We start from the raw sequence: 20,867 nt of genomic DNA on the forward strand, positions 1-20,867 counted from the left end.
AATGCAAGAGGATAATAATATGCAGGCGGTAGTTTACCATAGCGATGATATTCGAGCATGGGAGCGGCGCTGGTTTGCTGCGCAAAACTCCTCATTAGGTTTAATGCAGCAAGCGGCTTGGTCAATTGCACAGCAACTTATTGAGCTTTTTAAAGATCGGGCTATTAAGAATATTGCTATTTGGTGCGGACAAGGCAATAACGCAGGTGATGGTTACTTTATAGCAACTTATCTGAAACAAGCTGGATTTCATGTTGAAATCTTTGCAGCTCAATTGGGTGAGTCAACCGATTTACATTGTGCAGCGCAATTTGCTAGAGAAATGAAAGCCCAAATTCATCCAAATTTTGATATTAAAAGAACATTTGATTGTCATATTGATGCTTTATTTGGCATAGGTTTAAACCGAGAATTAAATATAGATTGGCAACAAGTAATTCAAAAGTTTAATGAACAATCTGGTCTAAAAATTTCAGTTGATATACCGAGTGGCTTACAAGCAAATACAGGGCAAGTCTTACCTTGCGCAGTGAGAGCTGATCATACTTTCACTGTTTTAGGTCTTAAAGCAGGATTGTTTACAGGACAAGGAAAAGAATATGCGGGGGAAATTCATTTAATTAATTTAATTCCTACAGACCACGAGTTGAAACCCTTAGCTTATTTGTCACCTACAAACATTAAACTTCCTCAGCGTATGGCATTTGGCCATAAGGGAAGTTATGGGCATGTTTTAGTGGTGGGTGGACATGAGCAAATGGGCGGTGCAGTTATTATGGCTGCTGAAGCTGCCTTTCATGCGGGTGCAGGCAAAGTGACAGTGGTTTGTCATCGCAACCACCATCAGGCCATTTTGTCGCGGGCACCTAATATTATGCTTCGTGATATTAATGCTTTAGATGAAAACAATATTAAAGAAATTCTATCTCAGGTCGATGCAGTCTGCTTTGGAATGGGATTAGGCCGTGACGATTGGGCAAAGCAGATTTACCAACAATGGTTTAATTTGTTAAATCAGAGTACACGCCTAGAAGTTGTTTTAGATGCAGATGCTTTATGGTTTCTGGCTAAGCAGCCTGAAAAGTTAAATACACATATTTATGCCACACCTCATCCTGGTGAAGCTGCTACTTTACTTAGTTGCTCTACAGCGCAAATTGAAAATGACCGAATTGCTGCAATTTATGCCTTACAACAAAAATATGCAGGCCAGTGGGTACTTAAAGGAGCGGGTAGCTTAATTTTAGAAGATAATTTGTATATCTGTACGCAAGGTAATGCTGGTATGGGAACCGGTGGAATGGGAGATGTGTTAGCAGGAATGCTTGCAAGCTTGAAAGCCCAATTCCACCAAGATATTGCGTTACATGAGATTGTTACCCTTCATGCACAAGCAGGAGACCTTTTAGCTAAAAATGGTATGCGTGGCTTGCAGGCTTTTGAGATGAATCAGGCAATTATTCAAGTCGTAAATCAATAAATTTTTAACGTCTGCGACTGCTAGAACGACTTCGCCCACGTGCCATACCACCTAAAGCATTTAAAACAGACAGTTTGCTCATACTTCCCGATGCATGAGCATGGCAAATGGCAGCAGCAAGAGCATCGGCTGCATCGGATTGAGGCTTAATCGTCAAATTAAGTAATCGCATGACCATCATTTGAACTTGTTCTTTATCGGCAGCGCCATAACCAACCACAGACTGCTTAATTTGACGGGCAGTATATTCTGCAACTTGTAAATCTAAATTCACTAATGCGGCTATGGCAGCACCACGGGCTTGTCCTAATTTTAAGGCAGAGTCTGGGTTTTGAGCCATAAAGACTTGCTCAACCGCAGCTTCAGTTGGACCATGGAATTTCACAATTCGCTCAACGCCAGCAAAAATACGTTTTAAGCGCTCTGGCATTTCTTGAGTTTCTGTTCGGATTGTACCGGCATCAACAAAACGCAGTTTACTACCATCTTTTTCAATGATTCCATAACCTGTTAAGCGTGAACCCGGATCAATACCAATAATCAATGCCATGTGAATACTTATATAAATAGTTTAGAGAGTATTGTTACATAGCCAAAAAGGTTCTGCATGCGTAATTTAAAGAATGCTGCGATGAATGGTTATTTTTCGGTTTTTATCGAACTAATTTATATCTTTAAAATCATTTGATGTAATTCTATTTTAATGGAATACTTATCTATAATTTTGGAATTAAAGTTTATCGGTAGATGGAAGATATTAATATCCGCATTGCGCAGCAAGTGCGTGAAATACGTCTAGCGCGTGGATATACCCTAGATATTCTTGCTAGTCGATGTCAGGTAAGCCGTTCTGCAATTTCACTCATTGAAAGAGGAGAAGCGAGCCCTACAGCTGTTGTTCTTGAAAAGCTAGCAAATGGTTTAGGGGTGCCTTTGACTCAGCTATTTGATTCGCCCCAGAATACTCAATCGCCTCAACCTATGGTACGGCGTACTCAACAAGCAGAATGGAAAGATCCAGAAACGGGATATATTCGCCGTCAAGTTTCGCCTCCAAATTGGAAATCTCCATTTCAGATCGTTGAAATTGAATTTCCAGCCCAGTCCCGAGTTACTTATGAAACAAGTACGAATTCTAAAGTTGTATTACAGCAAATTTGGGTAATAGAGGGGCAAATTGATATTCAATTGGGTGAAAACTTTTATGCTTTACAAGAGGGGGATTGTTTGGCGATGCAATTAGATCAACCGATCATATATAGCAATCCTTCTTCTAAAGCTGCTCGATATATTTTAGTTGTATGTAATGAGCTCGTCTCTATTCTTAAGGAATCTTCATGATTAAAAATCTTAATCCAAATTTACGTTTAATCGATTGTCATGAAGCTACACATGCAAAGGCTATATTAGATATTTTGAATGAAGCAATTATCAATTCTACCGCTTTGTATGACTATTTGCCGCGCTCTGAAGAGTCAATGAAAAACTGGTTCGCGGTTAAAAGAGAAAATGGTTTTCCTGTCATTGGTATTGTAGATGAGACAAACAAGTTATTAGGTTTTGCAAGTTGGGGAACTTTTAGAGCTTTTCCTGCCTACAAATATACGGTCGAACATAGTATTTATATTCATCATGAACATCGTGGCGGCGGATTAAGCAAAATTTTAATGCAAGAATTGATTAAGCGTGCTCAAGAGGCAGACTTACATGTATTGATAGGCTGTATTGATGCAACCAACCAAGCAAGTATTGGTTTGCATGAAAAAATGGGCTTTATTCATGCAGGTACTTTTAAGCAAGTCGGTTTTAAGTTTGGCCAATGGTTAGATGCTGCTTTCTATCAGTTAAATTTAAATACACCGCATACCCCAGTTGATGGATAAACAATAAAGCTTTCAAATTTCAAGTTTAAGCAATAGCCTGGTTTATAATGTGAAATATGAACCCGGCTAAAGAGTCTAAACTATAAAATACCTAGCTGCTCTAATCCTTTATAAGCAATTTCTTTTCGAATAGAACTAGGTATGCCTTTCTTCATTTCTAAATTAAGTGAGAAAGCTATAATTTCTCCCTGAGGTTGAACGATCCAGCCTGTAAACCAACCCACTTGAGGATCCACATCCCATCCCCAACCACTTTTGGCATAAATTTTTCGTCCATTTTTTTCTTCAATGAACAGCATAGATTGAACTTGTTCTTGTACATTATTGCTAAAGGGAAGAGTTTTGTTGGCTAATTTATAAGCAAACCGTACTTCTTGTTGAGGTGTAATTTTAAGTGGACCAACAAGCCAAAAATCATCTACTTTTGAACCAATATCAGCATTACCGAAACCAATGCGTTTTACCTCTTTAGACATAAGATCAAGGCCAATTCGTCGAGCTAGTTCCTGATAAACTGGAATAGCAGAAGCTTTCATAGCATCACCTAAGGTCATGTCTTTTTCCCAATCGGGAAATAAACGCTTTTGCCCATACCATTTAAACACTTCAGTTGGTGTTGCTTTATGATGCTCAAGTCCTATCAAAGCATTTAACATTTTAAAGGTAGAGGCGGGAACATATTCGGTTGATGATCTTTTAAGATCATTGCCATAGATTTCCTCTGTTTGCCCACGTTTTATAACTAAAACACCTTCAGTTTGTGCTTGTTCAAACAATGATTTAATTTTCTCTGAGTTTTTATTGGTAGAAATTGACTGTATTTGATGTTGTTGTACGGTATTAAAAGAACATGCCGACAAAAACATCGTACCAATGGCAAAGAAAAGAGCTTTTTTAGTCATGAGTTTATGTGGGTTTAAAAGAATTATTCTTTAATTTAACTTGAATAGAGGTACTTTTAGATAGAGAAAATGTAAGTGATTTAGGAAATTCTATATCTATGCACTACTTTTTAAAATTTTATAAAACAACTATATAAATAAAGGAATATATCCAATTTTTCTAAGAACCTAAGTTTTCAACTAGACTAAAAAACTGCTTTCTTGAAGGACTTTTCGTTTAACTAGAGTAAAAAAATTAAAATCTAATTGAAGTCGCACTTGATAAACTTGATACAGCACTCATTAATAATAAAGCATGTTTGTTTTTATCGAGTTAAAATCAAATGTACTCTAGTATTGCAGACTCTGGCTGTTTCGATAGGGTTGGGGCAAATAAACTGCAATGAATTTTCTTTTTGAGATAGATAAAGTTTTACATGAATTTACTTCTTATTGTAGTTCTGGGCGCGATTGTTGAAATTGCCGTATGGATTGGCGTAGCACAGTTCATCAGTGGATGGTATGTGTTCTTTTGGTTCATTCTTGCTTTCTTTATTGGTTTGGGGCTTATTCGCAGAAGTACTGCTGGTATTATGCCTCAATTACAGCAAATGCAGATGACTGGCCAACTCGGTAATGACCCAACAGTAACTAAAAAACTTGCTTATGCTTTTGCAGGTTTCTTATTAATGTTGCCAGGCCTTGTTTCTGATGTGTTAGCGGTTTTAATTTTGATCCCTGGTGTTCAAACTGCTTTCCGTAATATAGCCATGAGAACTCTTGCAAAACGCCAACAAGCTATGATGGATAAAATGATGGGTGGTATGGGCGGTAATATGGGTGGGCAAAATCCATTTGCTGATCTAATGCGCCAAATGCAAGATATGCAGAATCAACAAGGTGGTGGTAGCCAAGGTCAATACCGTGATTCAAGCATTATTGACGGAGAAGCGCGAGAAGTCACTCCAGATCACAAGAAAATTGAACATAAAAATAAGGATTAATAAATACCTTATCTAAAGGCCTAAACCTCTAAAGTTAAGGCCTTTTTTATTTTAAGAAAATATAAATTATTTAGTTAGATGTTCAGTCACAACAGAATCTGTTTGAGCCACTTCAGTTGGGCTTTCTTGTGGTTTTGTTTGAGGTTGGTATTTGTTTGAAGCTAAGGCTGTTTGCTTATTCTCAGATTGTTGATAACCTCGGCTTCGGTTGGCTCGTTCGCGAAAGCCACCTTTATTAATGAGCTTTGTATGTGACATGCATTTGCCTAAAATGTGAGATTATTCGCTTATTTTAACAAATTTGGCAAAATATCAAAATAAGAAAAATAGTCCTATAAAAATAATATTTAACTTATATATATGTTTTTAATTAATATTTTTTAATTGACTCAATTGTTCATCCAGATTGAATTATCTATTCATTTCACATAGGATAAATATAAAGGATGTATAAATTAAAAAATTTAGCAAACCTATTAAAACAACAACGGTTGAAATGAGGGAAGGAGGGTTACCTATGCTATATCAATACCATTGTGCGTGTTGCGACAAAGTTGTGGCATCAACTGATAAATCATGTCCATATTGTGGTTCACAACATATTCGAAGCCCGTATGGCTTATGGATGTTTTGTGTGATGGCTTGTCTAGCTGTTGTCGTTGTATTTAAAGTTGTCCATATTTATATCCAGAACCATCAAGATACTCCAACGCAGTCAACTTTACTGGATGTATTAAATCAGGATGATAAAACGACAAGACAATAGATTTTGATTACAACTACAAATGATATGGCGTCAAGGATGATTGCTAGAAGATTAAACCCTACATACCATAAAATTTGAACTATAAATAAAAAAGCCCGCTCAATGGCGGGCTTTTTTACGATTTTATTTTAGAGGCCAGCAGCATCTTTAAGGGCATCAACTTTATCAGTTTTTTCCCAAGTAAATGCAGAGTCAGAACCTTCGCGACCAAAATGACCATAAGCCGCGGTTTGTTTGTACATTGGTTGAAGAAGATCCAACATACGAGTAATACCAAACGGTCTTAAATCGAAATGATCACGTACAAGTTGAATAATCAACTCATCAGAAACTTTTGCTGTACCAAAGGTATTAATTGAAATCGAAGTAGGTTCTGCTACACCAATTGCGTAACTCACTTGAATTTCACATTTGTCAGCAAGACCAGCGGCTACAATATTTTTTGCAACATAACGACCAGCATAAGCAGCAGAACGGTCAACTTTAGATGGATCTTTACCAGAGAAAGCACCACCGCCGTGACGAGCCATACCGCCGTATGTATCAACAATAATTTTACGACCCGTTAAACCACAGTCACCTACAGGGCCGCCAATAACGAACATACCTGTTGGGTTAATGTGGAACTTAGTAGCTGCATGGAACATTTCAGCAGGGATGATCGGTTTGATAATTTCTTCAATAACTGCTTCTTTAAGCTGGCTTTGAGAAATTTCAGGATCGTGCTGAGTAGATAAAACAACAGCATCTAGACGTACAGGCTTGCCATTTTCATAGGCAAAAGTAACTTGGCTTTTTGCATCTGGGCGTAACCATGGAAGGGCACCTGAACGACGAAGTTCAGCTTGACGCTCCATTAAGCGGTGAGCATAAGAAATCGGCGCAGGCATAAGCACGTCTGTTTCACGGCTTGCATAACCGAACATTAGGCCTTGGTCACCAGCACCTTGATCTTCTGGTTTTTGACGGTCTACACCTTGAGCAATTTCAGGAGATTGTTTACCAATCATATTGATTACAGCACACGTTGATCCATCAAAGCCAAGATCAGAGTGGTGATAACCAATACCGTTAACAGTATTACGAACAACAGCTTCAACATCAATATTAGCAGTCGTTGTTACTTCACCAGCAAGTACAACAGCGCCTGTTTTTACCAGTGTTTCACAAGCAACACGTGCGTATGGGTCTTCTTTTAAGATTGCATCCAAAATAGCGTCGCTAATTTGGTCGGCCATTTTATCGGGATGACCTTCGCTTACAGATTCCGAGGTAAAAACAGCGTACTCGCGCATGAAAGTCCTATCTTGGTTATTTCAAAAGACATAATATGTTACATCGACTTGAGCTTGAGGACCAGTTCATACTGACTAAAAAGCATGAATTTATTTCATTTATAGTGTGTTTTAATTGATAAGTGTATTAGCAAAATTGATATAGAAAGCTTTAATTTAAAGTATTTATATTTTAACAACTTGTTGCTAGTGTGTTTTTTAAACATATAACTTAATAAAAAACTTAAATATCAGAATTTGAATTTTAAAGTAAAGAAATATGATCAACGCATACAAGATTAGCTAATTATTTTATCTATATATCAAAAGCTAACAAGATTAATGTGCTTACATTTAGTGATTGTACAGAAAAATGAACACTGTTTTGTATAACTTAAAGATTCAAATGTTTTTTGTGTAACCAAGAAACGGTTAAAAATAAAGAAATATATCGTGTTGGGGTTTACCCTAAGCCTTTTTTTTAAGACAATATAGCGGCATTGAATGGTTATTCATCTTCTTCTTTTCATCAATCTATTAAAATTGGATTCTGATCTATGACGACCCCTTTAAACGAACGTCGTATTGCAAATGCAATTCGTGTATTGGCAATGGATGCTGTGCAACAAGCAAACTCAGGGCATCCAGGTGCTCCAATGGGGATGGCAGATATTGCTGACGTCGTCTGGCGTGAGTTTTTAAATCACAACCCAACAAATCCACAATGGGCAAACCGTGACCGTTTCGTTTTATCAAATGGCCATGGCTCAATGTTGCAATACGCTTTGCTTCATTTAACAGGTTATGATCTTTCAATTGAAGATTTAAAACAGTTCCGTCAATTGCATTCTAGAACTCCTGGTCATCCTGAATATGGCTATGCACCGGGTGTAGAGACGACAACTGGTCCTTTAGGTCAAGGTATTGCTAATGCTGTTGGTTTTGCTTTAGCAGAAAAAACATTGGCTGCTCAATTTAATAAAGATGATTTAAAAGTTGTTGACCATTTCACTTACTGTTTCTTAGGTGATGGCTGTTTAATGGAAGGTATTTCTCACGAAGTATGTTCTTTAGCTGGCACATTACAACTTGGTAAATTGATTGCTTATTATGATGATAATGGCATTTCAATTGATGGTGAAGTAGAAGGCTGGTTCAGCGACGATACAGAAGAGCGTTTCAAAGCCTATGGTTGGCAAGTTCTTCGTGTAGATGGTCATGATACTGATGCGATTCGTCAAGCGACAATCGAAGCAAAAGCTGAAACTCAAAAACCAACAATCATTATGTGTAAAACGATTATTGGTTTAGGTTCACCAAATAAGCAGGGTAAAGAAGACTGTCATGGTGCGCCATTAGGTAAAGATGAGATTACTTTAACTCGTGAAGCATTAGGTTGGAACGAAGAAGCATTTGTTATTCCTGCTGACGTATATGCTGCATGGGATGCAAAAGCAAAAGGTAGTGAATCTGAAGCGGCTTGGAATGCTGTATTTGCACAATATCAAGCAAAATATCCAACTGAAGCGGCTGAGTTACTTCGTCGTATCAGTGGTGACTTACCAGCAGAATTTGCAGCGCAAGCAGATGCTTTCATTCGTGAAACAAATGCGAAAGGCGAGACAATCGCAACACGTAAAGCAAGCCAAAATACATTACAAGCATTTGGTCCTTTATTACCTGAATTGTTAGGTGGTTCTGCTGACTTGGCAGGTTCTAACTTAACACTTTGGAAAGGTTGCCAAGGTGTTCAAGAAAACCCAGCTGGTAACTATGTCTACTATGGCGTACGTGAATTCGGTATGACTGCAATCGCTAATGGTGTTGCATTACATGGCGGTTTCGTTCCTTACGTTGCAACATTCTTAATGTTTATGGAATATGCACGTAATGCAGTACGTATGTCTGCATTAATGAAACAACGTGTAATTCATGTTTATACACATGACTCAATCGGTCTGGGTGAAGATGGTCCAACTCACCAACCGATTGAACAAATTGCTTCATTACGTGGTACACCTAACTTAAATACATGGCGCCCTGCGGATACTGTAGAAACTGCAATTGCTTGGAAATCTGCTTTAGAACGTAAAGATGGTCCTACAGCACTTATTTTCTCTCGTCAAAACTTACCATTCCAAACACGTTCTGAAGAGCAAATTCAAAACGCTGCAAAAGGTGGTTATGTACTTGCTCAAGAAAAAGGCGAATTAAAAGCAATTATTATTGCAACTGGTTCTGAAATTTCTTTAGCAATGGAAGCTTATGCACAACTTGAAGGTGTGCGTGTAGTTTCTATGCCATGTGCAGAAGAGTTTATGAAGCAAGATGCTGCATACCGTGAAGCAGTATTACCAGCTCATATTCGTGCGCGTGTTGCTGTTGAAGCGGCTCATGTTGACTATTGGTGGAAGTTTGTTGGTCTTGATGGCAAAGTAATTGGTATGACAACTTATGGTGAGTCTGCACCAGCAAAAGATTTGTTCCAATTCTTTGGTATTACTACTGAAGCTGTTGTTGCAGCGGTAAAAGAATTAACTGCTTAAATATTAAAGTAGTGTAAAAAAGCGCTCTAGATAGAGCGCTTTTTTTATTTGAGAAGTTAAATAGTGAGTTCTGTTTGGATATTAATCTGAGAGGTTAATAACTTATGAATAGGGCAATTCTCTGCAACTTTTAGTAATCGCTTATGTTGGTCTTCAGTAAACTCGCCTTTGAGTGTGATTTTCCGTTCAATATTATTTTGGCCTTTTTCAGGTTCGCCATTAGGGTTTAATGCTAAATCCACTTGAACATGCTCAAGCTTAATACCTTTAAGATTCGCATACATTTCTAAAGTAATGGTGGTACAAGCTCCTAAAGCGGATAATAAAAGCTGAAACGGGTTCGGAGCTGTATCTTGTCCACCTTTATCAGTCGGTTCATCTGCAAACCATTGATGACCTGAAGGATCGGTAAGAGTTACTCGATATGGGGTAGAAGTACTTTGTGCTTGGGCTGTATCAACCATGTTTTACCTTGTTATTCATCAATAAAATCGTAATAAAAATTAATAAATCTGAAGCTTCGAATAGAAGAATATCTAAACTTTATAATATTAGTTTTAAATAATAACTGTAACGCTTTTATTGTTGCATGGATGAAACATATCGTTTTATAAAGAATGGTGAATTAAATTACTTGATGTATACACTAATGACTATATCAATAAAGGATACGAAAAATGCATCTTAAAACATTAAGCTTCGGTTTGGCAGTAGCATTGGCTAGTTCAGTTACTTTAGCTGCACCAGTAGACTACAAAATTGACCCAACACATACAGCTACTGTTTTCTCATGGAATCACTTTGGTTTCTCTACCCCAAGCGCCAATTTCTCGGATATCCAAGGTGTAATTAAAGTTGATAATGCTAAACCAGCAAACTCATCTGTAAATGTGACTATTCCTTTAAGCAGTGTAAATACAAACGTACCTGCTTTAGATAAAGAGTTCCAAGAAGAAGCTTGGTTTAATGCTGCTAAATATCCAAATATTACGTTTAAAAGTACTAAAGTTGAAACGAAAGACAAAAAGCACTTTAAAATTACTGGTGACTTAACTGTTAAAGGCGTAACTAAGCCAGTTGTACTTGACGCTGTTTTAAACAAGCAGGGCGAGCATCCAATGGCTAAAGTTCCAGCGATTGGTTTTAATGCTACAACTTCATTCAAGCGTTCTGACTTTGGTTTAGGAAGTTATGTACCGAACGTTGGTGATAAGATCACTGTAAACATTACGACAGAAGCAACTGCCGCTAATGCAGCTAAAAAATAAGTTATAAGTTTTCTAAAAAGCCCTCAAATATGAGGGCTTTTTTATTTAGACTGGCTCTTTTTTATCTGGATCTATAAATACTAAAGGCGCTGAAGGATCGATATTTCTTTTCTGCGATTTTTCTCTTAAAAACTGGTAAGTAGGAACTTTTCTTTTTGCCTGATCGCGCAGTTTCTTTTTAATATAAAGCACCAGAGCAAAACATGTAGTTGCAACGGTCAGCATCATACCATTCATATAGCTCATGATTGAGCTTACATAGCCAATAGTCGTTAAACGATGCATCATACGTTCAACTTGAGTGCTACTTTCAATACCGGTAATTGCCCAACTACATAGATGTTCACAGTTATTAATAATCAAATGATAGTGGTTTTCATGCATACGTGAACGCATTCGGCGAACCACAATCTTTCCTTTATAACGAGGTTTGTCATAAGAACGGATATGTATTTTTTTGCCATGCGAGAAAGCATCTATTGACGTGATTTCAATCGGGCGTTTTTTGATGAAATGAGCTAAGCCGGAATAATGGATAACTCGACCTCTCCCTGCATATATACCATGATGGCTATAGCCGAGATGCTTTACGATGAGGTGAGCCCCTAAAGGGTAGCGTTTATTCGGTTGTTGCATGCTTACGCTGATCCAATAAAGTGTAAATGGCTTTTATTGAAAAGCTGCTAAACATTATAACCAATATCAGCAATTTGGAGTGTATTGATTACGTCGAATGAAGGAATTTGATGCATATCTAATCTATTCATATTTCTTGTATATAATTTAAGAACTTAATATGAAGGGAAAATGTCATGTCAGGTGATGTTAAATGAAATGGGTCGTCGGGTGCTTAGCTTTATATGGGCTTTTGTTTCAGACTGCATATGCTATAGCGCATCAGCAGATTAAAACGGTGGAAGGTGACCAATACGATGTGATCTCGATCAGCGATTTTAAAGCATTACACTTGTTTTTAAAGAATCCTAATAATCAGCAATACTATAAAAGCTTTAACAATATTGAGGAACAATTAAAGCAGTGTGAGCAGCTTAGCTTTGCAATGAATGCGGGGATGTTTCATTTAGGATTTTCTCCAGTAGGGTTGTATATTGAACGAGCTAAGGTAGTTCAGCCCTTAAATGAGCATAAAGGATTGGGAAATTTCTTTTTACAGCCGAATGGGGTAGTAGCTTGGAATAAAAAACAGGCCTTTGTTTTAACTACGCCGCAATATAGCCTACAAAATTTGAAAGTTGATTATGCAACCCAATCTGGGCCAATGTTAGTTATTGATGGAAAGATAAACTCCCTTTTTTTACCAGACTCTCAATCAAAGAAAATTCGTAATGGAGTTGGTATTCGAGATAATAAACTCTACTTTGTGATATCTAAGAATCGTGTGAGTTTTTACAATTTTGCCAAGTTTTTTCAAAGAAATCTTAAAGTAGAGCAGGCTTTATATCTCGATGGTTCTATTTCTAGTTTATATATGCAAAAGAACAATCGGAACGATCAGCAATTTCAAATGGGACCAATGGTCGGTTGGGTAGATGAGTCCAATTGTGTAGTAAAGTGAAATATAAAAAAGCCAGTACAAGACTGGCTTTTTAATTAATGAATAGACGGTTTTTGAGTGAGTTCATTTAACTCTTTTCGGCTATAACCACGGGAAATAAGAACTTTTTTAATTCCCTTAATGACATCTTCATCTGTTGCTTGTGCAAGTGCACTTAGAAGTTGTTCATTAGTTTTACATGAGCAGTCATTTTCAACACAAGCAGTTTGGTTTTTATGCTCGTTATGCTGTTGATCTGCCAAGAACAGCTTTTGCCAAAAACTCATAGAGCCTTCATATACAACCTAACATAGCTCGAAATATAGCCAATTTAAAATAAAATACAAGACTCTATAAGTGATAAATCCACCACTTGAACTCGAGAATTTTCGATGGGAATGCTTGAGTTAAACGAAATTATGACGAATAGATGACTTGATATTTTTTGAAAATTTAAATACTTAGCTAATAAAACGTTAAAAAATAAGGAGGTATATAACCTCCTTATTTAAAACTTTACAATGAAAGATTTTGTTTAAATCTTCTCAAGTAAAACACCAGATTCTACATGATGTGTATAAGGGAACTGATCAAATAAGGCGAATTTAGTCAATCGATGAGTTTGACTGAGCGTTTTTAAATTTTCATATAGCGTGTCAGGGTTACATGAAATGTAGATAATATGTTCAAAACCTTGTAGAAGTTTTAAAGTCTCATCATCAATTCCTGCACGCGGTGGATCTACAAATACGGTGTCAAAGTCATAGCTTTGAATATCAATATTCGCTTCTTGTAGACGGCGGAATTCGCGCTCACCTTGATAAGCTTGAGTAAATTCTTCAGCCGAGAGACGTGCTACTTGAATATTATCGATTTGGTTTTGTTCAATGTTCCATTGAGCAGCATAAACAGATGATTTTGCAAGCTCAGTAGCCAATACTCGTTCGAACTTTAAAGAGAGTGGAAGTGTAAAATTACCATTACCACAATAAAGTTCTAATAAGTGTTTCTTTGATCCTTCAGCTGCGTCACATGCCCATTGCAGCATTTTTTTGCAAACTTGTGCATTAGGTTGAGTAAAGCTGCTTTCGATTTGTTTATATTTAAATGAACGATTTAAAAGTTCGAATTCTTCGACAACGAAATCATCGCCAATAACAATTTTCTGGCCACGACTACGGCCCATAATCTTAATATCTAATTTATCGGCAAGCGCTTTAGCGGCTTGTTCCCATTCTTGATCCAGTTTACGGTGATAAATGAGGGTAACCAACATTTCTCCGCTAAGTGTTGCGAGGAAATCAGCTTCAAATAAACGATTAGAAAGCTTAGGCTCAGCCTTAAGTTCTTCCAAGAGTTTTGGCATTAAATCATTGATGCTTTGATCTGCAATTGGAAACTCATCAATGCGTACAACGGTTTTTTGCTTGTCGTCATCGTTACGCTCAAACATGGCATAGAACATATCATTTTCTGTATGCCAGATACGAAATTCAGCACGCATACGGAAATGTTGTTCAGGTGATTCAAACACTTCTAATGTAGGTGGTGTAAATTCAGAAAATTGAGTAGTAATGCGTTCAATTTTAGCTTGAAGTTGTTGACGATAAGAAGAGGTCATAGACAAAGAAAATTTAGACAGAATCAAATAGTGAATGGTATCAAAAAAATTGAACTTACAGGAGCCAATTTTAACCAGATATGCATAAGAGAAAAGAGGTACCTGAACTAGAGATGATTTAAAACGCGATTAATAAAATCTGATTTTATTGTTCTATATTGATCGGGGTCTAAATGGCTACACTGTAATTTTAATTCATTATATTCATTAACCAACGTGGGTGAGTTTATAAGCTTATTTTTAAAGGCTAAGAAAAATGTGAATACTGAATCCGTGACTACAATTTGAAATGCTACATCATCATTGTTGAGTGATTCGAGCATACAAAGCTCATCTGTCCTTAATGTATTTTGTTTTTCGATAAAATTAAGTGTTTTTAATTGTTCTATTGCGAATTTGAATTGCTCAGGTATAACTTCAATATAAATATCTAAATCACCTTTTGAAATTGCATTCGGTATTGCAGATGAACCAATATGCTCAACTTTGGCAAATGGGAGAAGGGCGCAAATAGCTTTGTGATATGAATTAAAAAGTTGAGCGCATCTTTGTTGATATTTTTCTGGTTCTAAAAAGACCATTATTCGAATCTCGAATTGATAAAGTTTATATATTTAAGAATAGATTACTCGATTAAATAAAAAAGCCCAAATACTGAGATTTGGGCTTTTTTTGAAACTTAGGTATTAATCAGTCATTGTCATTAAGCTTGCGTTACCACCAGCTGCAGCTGTATTCACACTAATTGCACGTTCAATCACTAAACGCTCAAGTGGAATAGTTTCATTCGGCTCAACATGGGTAATACCGACAATTGCACCAGAACGAGTAGCAATCTCTTGCTGTAATGAGAAGATCTCTTCGCGATTACCATGATGTAAAACTGCATCAAAATCATCTGATACGATATTTTTAACTGTAGTAATTGCTGCAAGTACATCTTTTGGCAAAGTTTGTTTGTATTTTGCCAATAATGGGCTATTTGGCATTACTGCTGCTTGGCTACCTACTGCAAAAATTGCGAGCAATTGATGCAACTGATTCTGTTCTGTGTCAGCAATAGAAAGAACACGATGACGTGGCAAAATAATATATTGGTTACTTTCCCCAGTAGGGCCTTGTAACTCATAGAATTTACCAACACCAAATGGTTCGATATCACGATTTGCTTGCGGTAAATGCTGTTTCGCCCAATTTTGTAAGCTCTTATAAACCTCACGGTTAAAGCCTTCAAAAGCAGTTTGCTCATTCTTCATAGCAAATGGTGTTGCCAATACTTTGTTTGAACACTGCTGCATCAAGCGATACATGTAAAGCGGACCACCAGCTTTCGGGCCTGTACCAGATAAACCTTCACCACCGAATGGTTGTACACCAACGACAGCACCAACAATATTACGGTTGATATAAAGGTTACCAACTTCAGCATGTTGAATGACTGTTTGGATGGTTTCATCAATACGGGTATGCAGACCCATTGTTAAACCATAACCTTTGGCATTAATACGTGAGATCAACTGCTCAAGCTCGCCATACTTATAGGTAATGATGTGGAGAACTGGACCAAAAACTTCGCGCTGCAAATCATCCAGGTTAGGGAGTTCAATTGCTGTTGGTACAACAAAAGTTCCTTTATCCAGTTCATTCTGACTTGTTGCACCAAACATCAACTGATGTACTGGATAGCCTTTCGACTTCATTTTTTGGATGTGTTGATCAATCGTCTGTTTTGCTTCGTCATCAATAACAGGACCAATGTCAGTTTTTAAAATTGCAGGGTTACCTACAATTAACTGTTGCATTGCACCTTTAAGCATTTTAATAACGGTTGCAGCGCTGTCTTCTTGCACACATAAAATACGTAAAGCAGAGCAACGTTGACCCGCGCTATCAAAAGCGGAACTTACAACATCGAGTACGACTTGTTCAGTTAATGCAGATGAATCCACAATCATTGCATTTTGACCGCCAGTCTCTGCAATGAGAGGAATAGATTGACCATTTTCAGATAAACGTTTCGCAACAGTTTTCTGTAAAATTTTTGCAACTTCAGTCGAGCCAGTAAACATGATGCCATCAATACGGCTATCTTGGCTAAGCTGAGCACCTACAGTTTCACCGCGGCCAGGAAGTAACTGTACAGCACCATGTGGAATACCAGCTTCCCATAAAATCTGAACTGCTTGGGCTGCGATTAATGGAGTTTGTTCAGCTGGTTTGGCAATAACACAGTTACCACTGACTAATGCTGCAGCAATTTGACCTGAGAAAATTGCAAGAGGGAAGTTCCACGGGCTAATACAAAGTACAGTACCTAAAGGCTGAATAGCTGTATTTGCAGGAAGATTCTCAACTTGAGTTGCGTAGTAACGTAGGAAATCTACAGCTTCGCGAACTTCTGCAATCGCATTGGCATAAGTTTTACCGCTTTCACGGCAAAGCAAAACCATCAATTCTTGAATGCGACTTTCCATTAGGTCAGCTGCACGTTTTAAGTATTGAGCACGCTGTTCTTTAGGCGTATTTGACCATTCTGATTGAGCTTGTTCAGCTGCATTAAGCGCAATTTCAACATGCTTAAGATCAGCTTCTTGCACATAACCAACAATTTCATCATTTTGTGCTGGGTTTGTAATTGCAACAGAATGACCTTGCTCTAACGACTCGTTATTTGCCAATAATGGATGACTTTGCCAAATACGATTACGTAATTCTTGAGCTGTGCTATCTAAAGCTGCAAGTGGGGTGTCATTTGCTAAGTCATAACCTTTAGAGTTTTTACGAAGTGTTCCGTACATATCTAAAGGTAGAGGAATTGATGGATGTTTTAAACCAACTGAACCTTCAAGCTTAGCTGCGTGATGAATATCATAAATTGGAGACTGGATAAGATCTTCAACTTTAAGTGTTTTATCGGCAATACGGTTAACGAATGAAGTATTCGCGCCATTTTCGAGTAAACGACGAACTAAATAAGCTAACAAAGTTTCGTGGTTACCAACAGGAGCATAAATACGGCATGGTACGCCTAATTTATTTTGCTCGCGTGGACCAACAACTTGTTCATAAAGAGGTTCACCCATGCCATGTAAGCATTGGAATTCATATTGTCCAGCATAATATTTGCTTGGATCCGCTAAATGATAGATCGTTGCCAATGTTTGAGCATTATGAGTGGCAAATTGCGGATAGATGAACTCTGGCGTTGCAAGTAATTTTTTAGCACATGCGATATAAGATAAATCGGTATGTACTTTACGAGTAAAGACAGGGTAGTCATCCATACCTTCGATTTGCGCTTTCTTAATTTCGCTATCCCAATATGCACCTTTCACAAGACGAATCATGAGACGCTTTTGGCTGCGTTTAGCAAGGTCAATAATATAATCAACCACGAAGAAACAGCGTTTTTGATAAGCTTGAATTACGAAACCAATGCCTTTCCAGTTCGCAAGTTCCGGCTCGAAGCAAAGACGTTCAAGTAACTCAAGAGAAATTTCTAAACGTTCTGATTCTTCAGCATCGATATTTAAGCCAATATTGTACTTTTTAGCCAAACGAGCGAGTTCAAATACTTTGCCGTAAAGTTCTTGATGAACACGTTCAATTTGCGCGCGTTGATAACGAGGATGTAAAGCAGAAAGCTTAATTGAAATACCCGGACCATCATAAACACCTTTACCATTAGACGCTTTGCCAATTGCATGAATGGCTTGTGTATAATCGTTAAAGTAGCGTTCAGCATCATGTTCGGTTAAGGCTGCTTCACCTAACATATCGTAAGAATAGCGGAAACCTTTGTCTTCGAGTACTTTCGCATGATCTACAGCTTCTTCAATGGTTTCACCAGTTACAAACTGTTCACCCATCATACGCATTGCAACGTCAACAGCTTTACGAATGATGCCACGTCCACTGCGTGCTAAAAGGCCAGTAAGTACACTTGAAAGACTGGTTTGCTTAGGAGTTTCCATGAGCTTACCAGTTAACATGAGGCCCCATGCCGCAGCATTTACAAACATTAAGCTGCTTTGACCAACATGTTCTTTCCAGTTACCTTGATTGATCTTATCTCGAATAAGCAAATCACGTGTTGCTGAGTCTGGAATACGAAGCAAAGCTTCGGCTAGACACATGAGCGCCACGCCTTCTTGTGAAGAAAGAGAGAATTCTTGTAATAACCCTTGAACAATACCTGCTTTGCCCGAAGAGGTCTTACGTTCACGTAAATTATTGGCAAGATTAAAAGCTAGGTCATAAATTTTATGATCTAAATCATCAGATACCGCGGCAGCTTGTAATAGCTCTTCTACAGCTTCTGGTTCAGCACGTCGCCAAGCTGTATTGATGCGTTGTTCAAACTCACTTTTATCGTTAAATTCGGTGATATAGCCTTGGTGAGATTTATCCATTTGATGAAAAGTATCCATTGTGTTCATATCAGTTTCCGCCAAGCAACTCTCATACTCCCTTCTTGAGTAGAGAGGTTTAGATAATTTATCATTACAGAAGAAACACCGAATAACTCACTATATTTAGCCCATTTTTTAGAGGAAAATTCAGATGAATGGCCCAATATTAAGCCTTGACCGTACTGATTTAAAAATTTTGGATATTCTTCAAACAGATGGGCGAATTTCTAATAGTAAATTAGCCGAACTTGTTAACTTGTCGCCAACTGCTGTTATGGCTCGAGTGCAGAAGTTGACAAAGGATGATTTTATTTTGGGATATGAAGCGAAATTGAATCCAATCAAGTTAAATGCAAATTTTTTGGTGTTCGTAGAGGTGCTATTAGACAAGACAACACCCAATGTTTTAGATGAGTTTATTGATGCTGTTGTTCACTATCCTGAAATTGTTGAATGCCATATGGTGAGTGGCGGGTTTGATTTTTTAATTAAATTACGAAGTGGCAGCATGGAAGAGTTTAGGCGAATTGCGGGGAAGGTACTGTGGCAATTACCAGGGGTAAAAGAGACTCGTAGTTATCCAGTCATGCAAGTTGTAAAAGATACTTCAAAAATTAAAATCAAAACTAAAAATAAATAAAGGGGCCGAAGCCCCTTTGATTTATTTCAATAACTTATACGCTTTCTTTGTAGAGTTCATCTGCTTTTTCAAAGCGGCCAGTTACTGTCGTATTTGGCGCTTTAGTTAAGAGACTCACTACAATGATGCTGATAAATGCAAGGATAAAGCCTGGGATAATTTCGTAAACACCAGTGTCTGCGAAAAGATTTTTCCAGCCAATCACTACAACTGCACCAACGATCATACCTGCTAAAGCACCTTGTAAATTCATACGTTTCCAGAATAGTGACAAGATGATAAGCGGACCAAATGCAGCACCGAAACCAGCCCATGCATAAGCAACAAGGCCAAGAACTTTACTGTCTGGGTTACCAGCAAGAGCAATCGCAAGAACAGCAATCGCAAGAACCATAACACGGCCAACCCATACAAGCTCTTTCTGAGATGCATTCTTACGAATGAAACCTTTGTATAAATCTTCTGTTAATGCACTTGAACATACCAAAAGCTGACAGCTCAATGTACTCATCACGGCTGCTAAAATTGCAGCCAAAATGATACCTACAATCCATGGATTGAATAAGATTTTAGTCAATTCCATAAATACTGTTTCAGGGTTTTTGCTTACAACTGCTGCTAGTTCAGGGTGTTGCTCAAAGTAAGCAATACCGAAGAAACCAGCGCCGACAGCACCAACTAAACACAAGATCATCCAAGTCATGCCAATACGACGAGCAGCAGGAATTGATTTTACAGAGTCAGCAGCCATGAAACGCACAAGAATATGTGGCTGGCCAAAGTAACCTAAGCCCCATGCCATGGAGGAGAGAACCGCCACAACACTTAAATCTGAGATGATGTTAAACGCATGCGGACGAGCAGTTTCAATGAGCGTAACGAAATGAGTCGTATCGCCAATTGCAAGGTAAGTCACAATTGGTGTTAACAACAGAGCAAAAATCATTAAGCCAGCTTGGAACGTATCGGTCCAGCTAATTGCTAAGAATCCACCAATACAAACATAACTGATAGTCGCGATAGCACTGAGCCAAATAGCTGTGTTGTAAGACATCCCGAATAAATTTTCAAATAAACGGGCGCCTGCTACCATGCCTGAAGCACAATAAATTGCGAAGAAAACCAAGATGATAACGGCAGAGAAAATACGAAGTACTTTTTTCTGATCGTCAAAACGACTTGTAAAATAATCTGGCAACGTGAGTGCATTATTTTGGACTTCAGTATGAACGCGTAATCGACCAGCAACCAGTAGCCAGTTAAGCCAAGCACCGATAATCAGACCAATTGCAATCCACGCTTCAGATAAACCAGAAAGATAAATCGCGCCTGGTAAACCCATGAGCAGCCAACCACTCATGTCTGATGCGCCTGCGGATAATGCAGTTACGAAACTGCCTAAACTACGACCACCGAGAATATAATCTGAGAAGTCGCTTGTAGCACGGTAGGCAAATAAGCCGATAAGTACCATTGCTACGATGTACACCATAAACATGATGAGGGTGGGATCAAAATAACTCATAATGGATGTGTG

Annotated in this window: 20 protein-coding genes; 9 read left to right on the forward strand and 11 right to left on the reverse strand. The window is 37.9% G+C overall.

Annotated elements, in window-relative coordinates; translation table 11 throughout:
- Positions 1-19 precede the first annotated feature (19 nt).
- Complete coding sequence (locus tag J690_RS06255) at positions 20-1,480, forward strand: bifunctional ADP-dependent NAD(P)H-hydrate dehydratase/NAD(P)H-hydrate epimerase (RefSeq protein ID WP_032034806.1); 1,461 nt, start codon at positions 20-22, stop codon at positions 1,478-1,480.
- A gap of 4 nt (positions 1,481-1,484) precedes the next feature.
- On the opposite strand, the gene ruvC is transcribed toward J690_RS06255, so the two are convergent.
- Complete coding sequence (gene ruvC / locus J690_RS06260) at positions 1,485-2,030, reverse strand: crossover junction endodeoxyribonuclease RuvC (RefSeq protein WP_002121356.1); 546 nt, start codon at positions 2,028-2,030, stop codon at positions 1,485-1,487.
- 197 nt (positions 2,031-2,227) lie between these two features.
- On the opposite strand from ruvC, the gene J690_RS06265 reads away from it, so the two are divergent.
- Both J690_RS06265 and J690_RS06270 read left to right on the forward strand, forming a co-directional pair.
- On the forward strand, positions 2,228-2,821 hold the full coding sequence (locus J690_RS06265) for a helix-turn-helix domain-containing protein (protein WP_017482298.1): 594 nt from the start codon (positions 2,228-2,230) through the stop codon (positions 2,819-2,821).
- Entirely contained in the window at positions 2,818-3,363 is a 546-nt protein-coding gene (locus J690_RS06270) for a GNAT family N-acetyltransferase (protein WP_017482297.1), read from the forward strand. Before J690_RS06265 ends, J690_RS06270 begins: the two co-directional genes overlap by 4 nt.
- 80 nt (positions 3,364-3,443) lie before the next feature.
- Here the strand turns inward: J690_RS06270 and J690_RS06275 are convergent, their stop codons facing one another.
- Positions 3,444-4,265 (reverse strand): OXA-213 family carbapenem-hydrolyzing class D beta-lactamase OXA-1222, encoded by an 822-nt coding sequence (locus J690_RS06275; RefSeq protein WP_032034809.1) that lies wholly within the window; start codon positions 4,263-4,265, stop codon positions 3,444-3,446.
- A gap of 416 nt (positions 4,266-4,681) precedes the next feature.
- On the opposite strand from J690_RS06275, the gene J690_RS06280 reads away from it, so the two are divergent.
- Complete coding sequence (locus J690_RS06280; protein ID WP_002121432.1) at positions 4,682-5,248, forward strand: FxsA family protein; 567 nt, start codon at positions 4,682-4,684, stop codon at positions 5,246-5,248.
- A 66-nt stretch (positions 5,249-5,314) separates the two neighbouring features.
- Here the strand turns inward: J690_RS06280 and J690_RS06285 are convergent, their stop codons facing one another.
- On the reverse strand, positions 5,315-5,506 hold the full coding sequence (locus J690_RS06285) for a hypothetical protein (protein ID WP_032034812.1): 192 nt from the start codon (positions 5,504-5,506) through the stop codon (positions 5,315-5,317).
- Between the two features lie 259 nt (positions 5,507-5,765).
- Here J690_RS06285 and J690_RS24445 point away from each other — a divergent pair, with 259 nt between their 5' ends.
- Complete coding sequence (locus J690_RS24445) at positions 5,766-6,014, forward strand: hypothetical protein (RefSeq protein ID WP_002121448.1); 249 nt, start codon at positions 5,766-5,768, stop codon at positions 6,012-6,014.
- A 128-nt stretch (positions 6,015-6,142) separates the two neighbouring features.
- Here J690_RS24445 and metK read toward each other — a convergent pair whose 3' ends face one another.
- Positions 6,143-7,309, reverse strand: coding sequence for a methionine adenosyltransferase (gene metK / locus J690_RS06290; protein WP_005069601.1), 1,167 nt, complete (start codon positions 7,307-7,309; stop codon positions 6,143-6,145).
- A 536-nt stretch (positions 7,310-7,845) separates the two neighbouring features.
- On the opposite strand from metK, the gene tkt reads away from it, so the two are divergent.
- Complete coding sequence (tkt, locus tag J690_RS06295) at positions 7,846-9,834, forward strand: transketolase (RefSeq protein ID WP_005069597.1); 1,989 nt, start codon at positions 7,846-7,848, stop codon at positions 9,832-9,834.
- Positions 9,835-9,890: 56 nt separating this feature from the next.
- Here the strand turns inward: tkt and J690_RS06300 are convergent, their stop codons facing one another.
- Positions 9,891-10,298, reverse strand: a complete 408-nt coding sequence (locus J690_RS06300) for an OsmC family protein (protein WP_032034815.1) — start codon at positions 10,296-10,298, stop codon at positions 9,891-9,893.
- A 213-nt stretch (positions 10,299-10,511) separates the two neighbouring features.
- Here J690_RS06300 and J690_RS06305 point away from each other — a divergent pair, with 213 nt between their 5' ends.
- Positions 10,512-11,102 (forward strand): YceI family protein, encoded by a 591-nt coding sequence (locus J690_RS06305; RefSeq protein ID WP_002121395.1) that lies wholly within the window; start codon positions 10,512-10,514, stop codon positions 11,100-11,102.
- Between the two features lie 45 nt (positions 11,103-11,147).
- On the opposite strand, the gene J690_RS06310 is transcribed toward J690_RS06305, so the two are convergent.
- A complete protein-coding gene (locus J690_RS06310) occupies positions 11,148-11,738 on the reverse strand; it encodes a lecithin retinol acyltransferase family protein (RefSeq protein WP_032034818.1) in 591 nt (196 codons plus the stop codon).
- A gap of 193 nt (positions 11,739-11,931) precedes the next feature.
- Between J690_RS06310 and J690_RS06315 the strand changes: the two genes are divergently transcribed.
- The gene (locus tag J690_RS06315) at positions 11,932-12,678 is read left to right on the forward strand and encodes a phosphodiester glycosidase family protein (protein WP_032034820.1); all 747 of its coding nucleotides are present in this window, start codon (positions 11,932-11,934) and stop codon (positions 12,676-12,678) included.
- A gap of 35 nt (positions 12,679-12,713) precedes the next feature.
- Here the strand turns inward: J690_RS06315 and J690_RS06320 are convergent, their stop codons facing one another.
- From J690_RS06320 to putA, 4 genes are all read right to left on the reverse strand, one after another.
- Entirely contained in the window at positions 12,714-12,944 is a 231-nt protein-coding gene (locus J690_RS06320; protein ID WP_000011679.1) for a hypothetical protein, read from the reverse strand.
- A 248-nt stretch (positions 12,945-13,192) separates the two neighbouring features.
- Positions 13,193-14,278, reverse strand: coding sequence for a tRNA (uridine(54)-C5)-methyltransferase TrmA (gene trmA, locus J690_RS06325; protein ID WP_032034823.1), 1,086 nt, complete (start codon positions 14,276-14,278; stop codon positions 13,193-13,195).
- Positions 14,279-14,385: 107 nt separating this feature from the next.
- Complete coding sequence (locus tag J690_RS06330) at positions 14,386-14,859, reverse strand: GrpB family protein (protein ID WP_032034825.1); 474 nt, start codon at positions 14,857-14,859, stop codon at positions 14,386-14,388.
- Between the two features lie 105 nt (positions 14,860-14,964).
- On the reverse strand, positions 14,965-18,717 hold the full coding sequence (gene putA / locus J690_RS06335) for a trifunctional transcriptional regulator/proline dehydrogenase/L-glutamate gamma-semialdehyde dehydrogenase (protein ID WP_032034827.1): 3,753 nt from the start codon (positions 18,715-18,717) through the stop codon (positions 14,965-14,967).
- Between the two features lie 124 nt (positions 18,718-18,841).
- Between putA and J690_RS06340 the strand changes: the two genes are divergently transcribed.
- Entirely contained in the window at positions 18,842-19,330 is a 489-nt protein-coding gene (locus J690_RS06340; protein WP_014206578.1) for an Lrp/AsnC ligand binding domain-containing protein, read from the forward strand.
- Between the two features lie 34 nt (positions 19,331-19,364).
- Here J690_RS06340 and putP read toward each other — a convergent pair whose 3' ends face one another.
- Positions 19,365-20,855, reverse strand: a complete 1,491-nt coding sequence (gene putP, locus J690_RS06345) for a sodium/proline symporter PutP (RefSeq protein ID WP_032034828.1) — start codon at positions 20,853-20,855, stop codon at positions 19,365-19,367.
- Positions 20,856-20,867 lie beyond the last annotated feature (12 nt).

It is taken from the genome of Acinetobacter sp. 742879, from assembly GCF_000588535.1.
Lineage (GTDB): Bacteria > Pseudomonadota > Gammaproteobacteria > Pseudomonadales > Moraxellaceae > Acinetobacter > Acinetobacter pittii.

Coding starts and splice junctions, on each gene's coding strand:
- ruvC (WP_002121356.1), bottom strand. CDS start 2,030: ATGGCATTGATTATTGGTATTGATCCGGGTTCACGCTTAACAGGTTAT.
- J690_RS06340 (WP_014206578.1), top strand. CDS start 18,842: ATGAATGGCCCAATATTAAGCCTTGACCGTACTGATTTAAAAATTTTG.
- putA (WP_032034827.1), bottom strand. CDS start 18,717: ATGAACACAATGGATACTTTTCATCAAATGGATAAATCTCACCAAGGC.
- J690_RS06270 (WP_017482297.1), top strand. CDS start 2,818: ATGATTAAAAATCTTAATCCAAATTTACGTTTAATCGATTGTCATGAA.
- J690_RS06300 (WP_032034815.1), bottom strand. CDS start 10,298: ATGGTTGATACAGCCCAAGCACAAAGTACTTCTACCCCATATCGAGTA.
- J690_RS06305 (WP_002121395.1), top strand. CDS start 10,512: ATGCATCTTAAAACATTAAGCTTCGGTTTGGCAGTAGCATTGGCTAGT.
- metK (WP_005069601.1), bottom strand. CDS start 7,309: ATGCGCGAGTACGCTGTTTTTACCTCGGAATCTGTAAGCGAAGGTCAT.
- putP (WP_032034828.1), bottom strand. CDS start 20,855: ATGAGTTATTTTGATCCCACCCTCATCATGTTTATGGTGTACATCGTA.
- J690_RS06275 (WP_032034809.1), bottom strand. CDS start 4,265: ATGACTAAAAAAGCTCTTTTCTTTGCCATTGGTACGATGTTTTTGTCG.
- trmA (WP_032034823.1), bottom strand. CDS start 14,278: ATGACCTCTTCTTATCGTCAACAACTTCAAGCTAAAATTGAACGCATT.
- J690_RS06330 (WP_032034825.1), bottom strand. CDS start 14,859: ATGGTCTTTTTAGAACCAGAAAAATATCAACAAAGATGCGCTCAACTT.
- J690_RS06315 (WP_032034820.1), top strand. CDS start 11,932: ATGAAATGGGTCGTCGGGTGCTTAGCTTTATATGGGCTTTTGTTTCAG.
- J690_RS06255 (WP_032034806.1), top strand. CDS start 20: ATGCAGGCGGTAGTTTACCATAGCGATGATATTCGAGCATGGGAGCGG.
- J690_RS06320 (WP_000011679.1), bottom strand. CDS start 12,944: ATGAGTTTTTGGCAAAAGCTGTTCTTGGCAGATCAACAGCATAACGAG.
- J690_RS06285 (WP_032034812.1), bottom strand. CDS start 5,506: ATGTCACATACAAAGCTCATTAATAAAGGTGGCTTTCGCGAACGAGCC.
- J690_RS24445 (WP_002121448.1), top strand. CDS start 5,766: ATGCTATATCAATACCATTGTGCGTGTTGCGACAAAGTTGTGGCATCA.
- J690_RS06265 (WP_017482298.1), top strand. CDS start 2,228: ATGGAAGATATTAATATCCGCATTGCGCAGCAAGTGCGTGAAATACGT.
- tkt (WP_005069597.1), top strand. CDS start 7,846: ATGACGACCCCTTTAAACGAACGTCGTATTGCAAATGCAATTCGTGTA.
- J690_RS06310 (WP_032034818.1), bottom strand. CDS start 11,738: ATGCAACAACCGAATAAACGCTACCCTTTAGGGGCTCACCTCATCGTA.
- J690_RS06280 (WP_002121432.1), top strand. CDS start 4,682: ATGAATTTACTTCTTATTGTAGTTCTGGGCGCGATTGTTGAAATTGCC.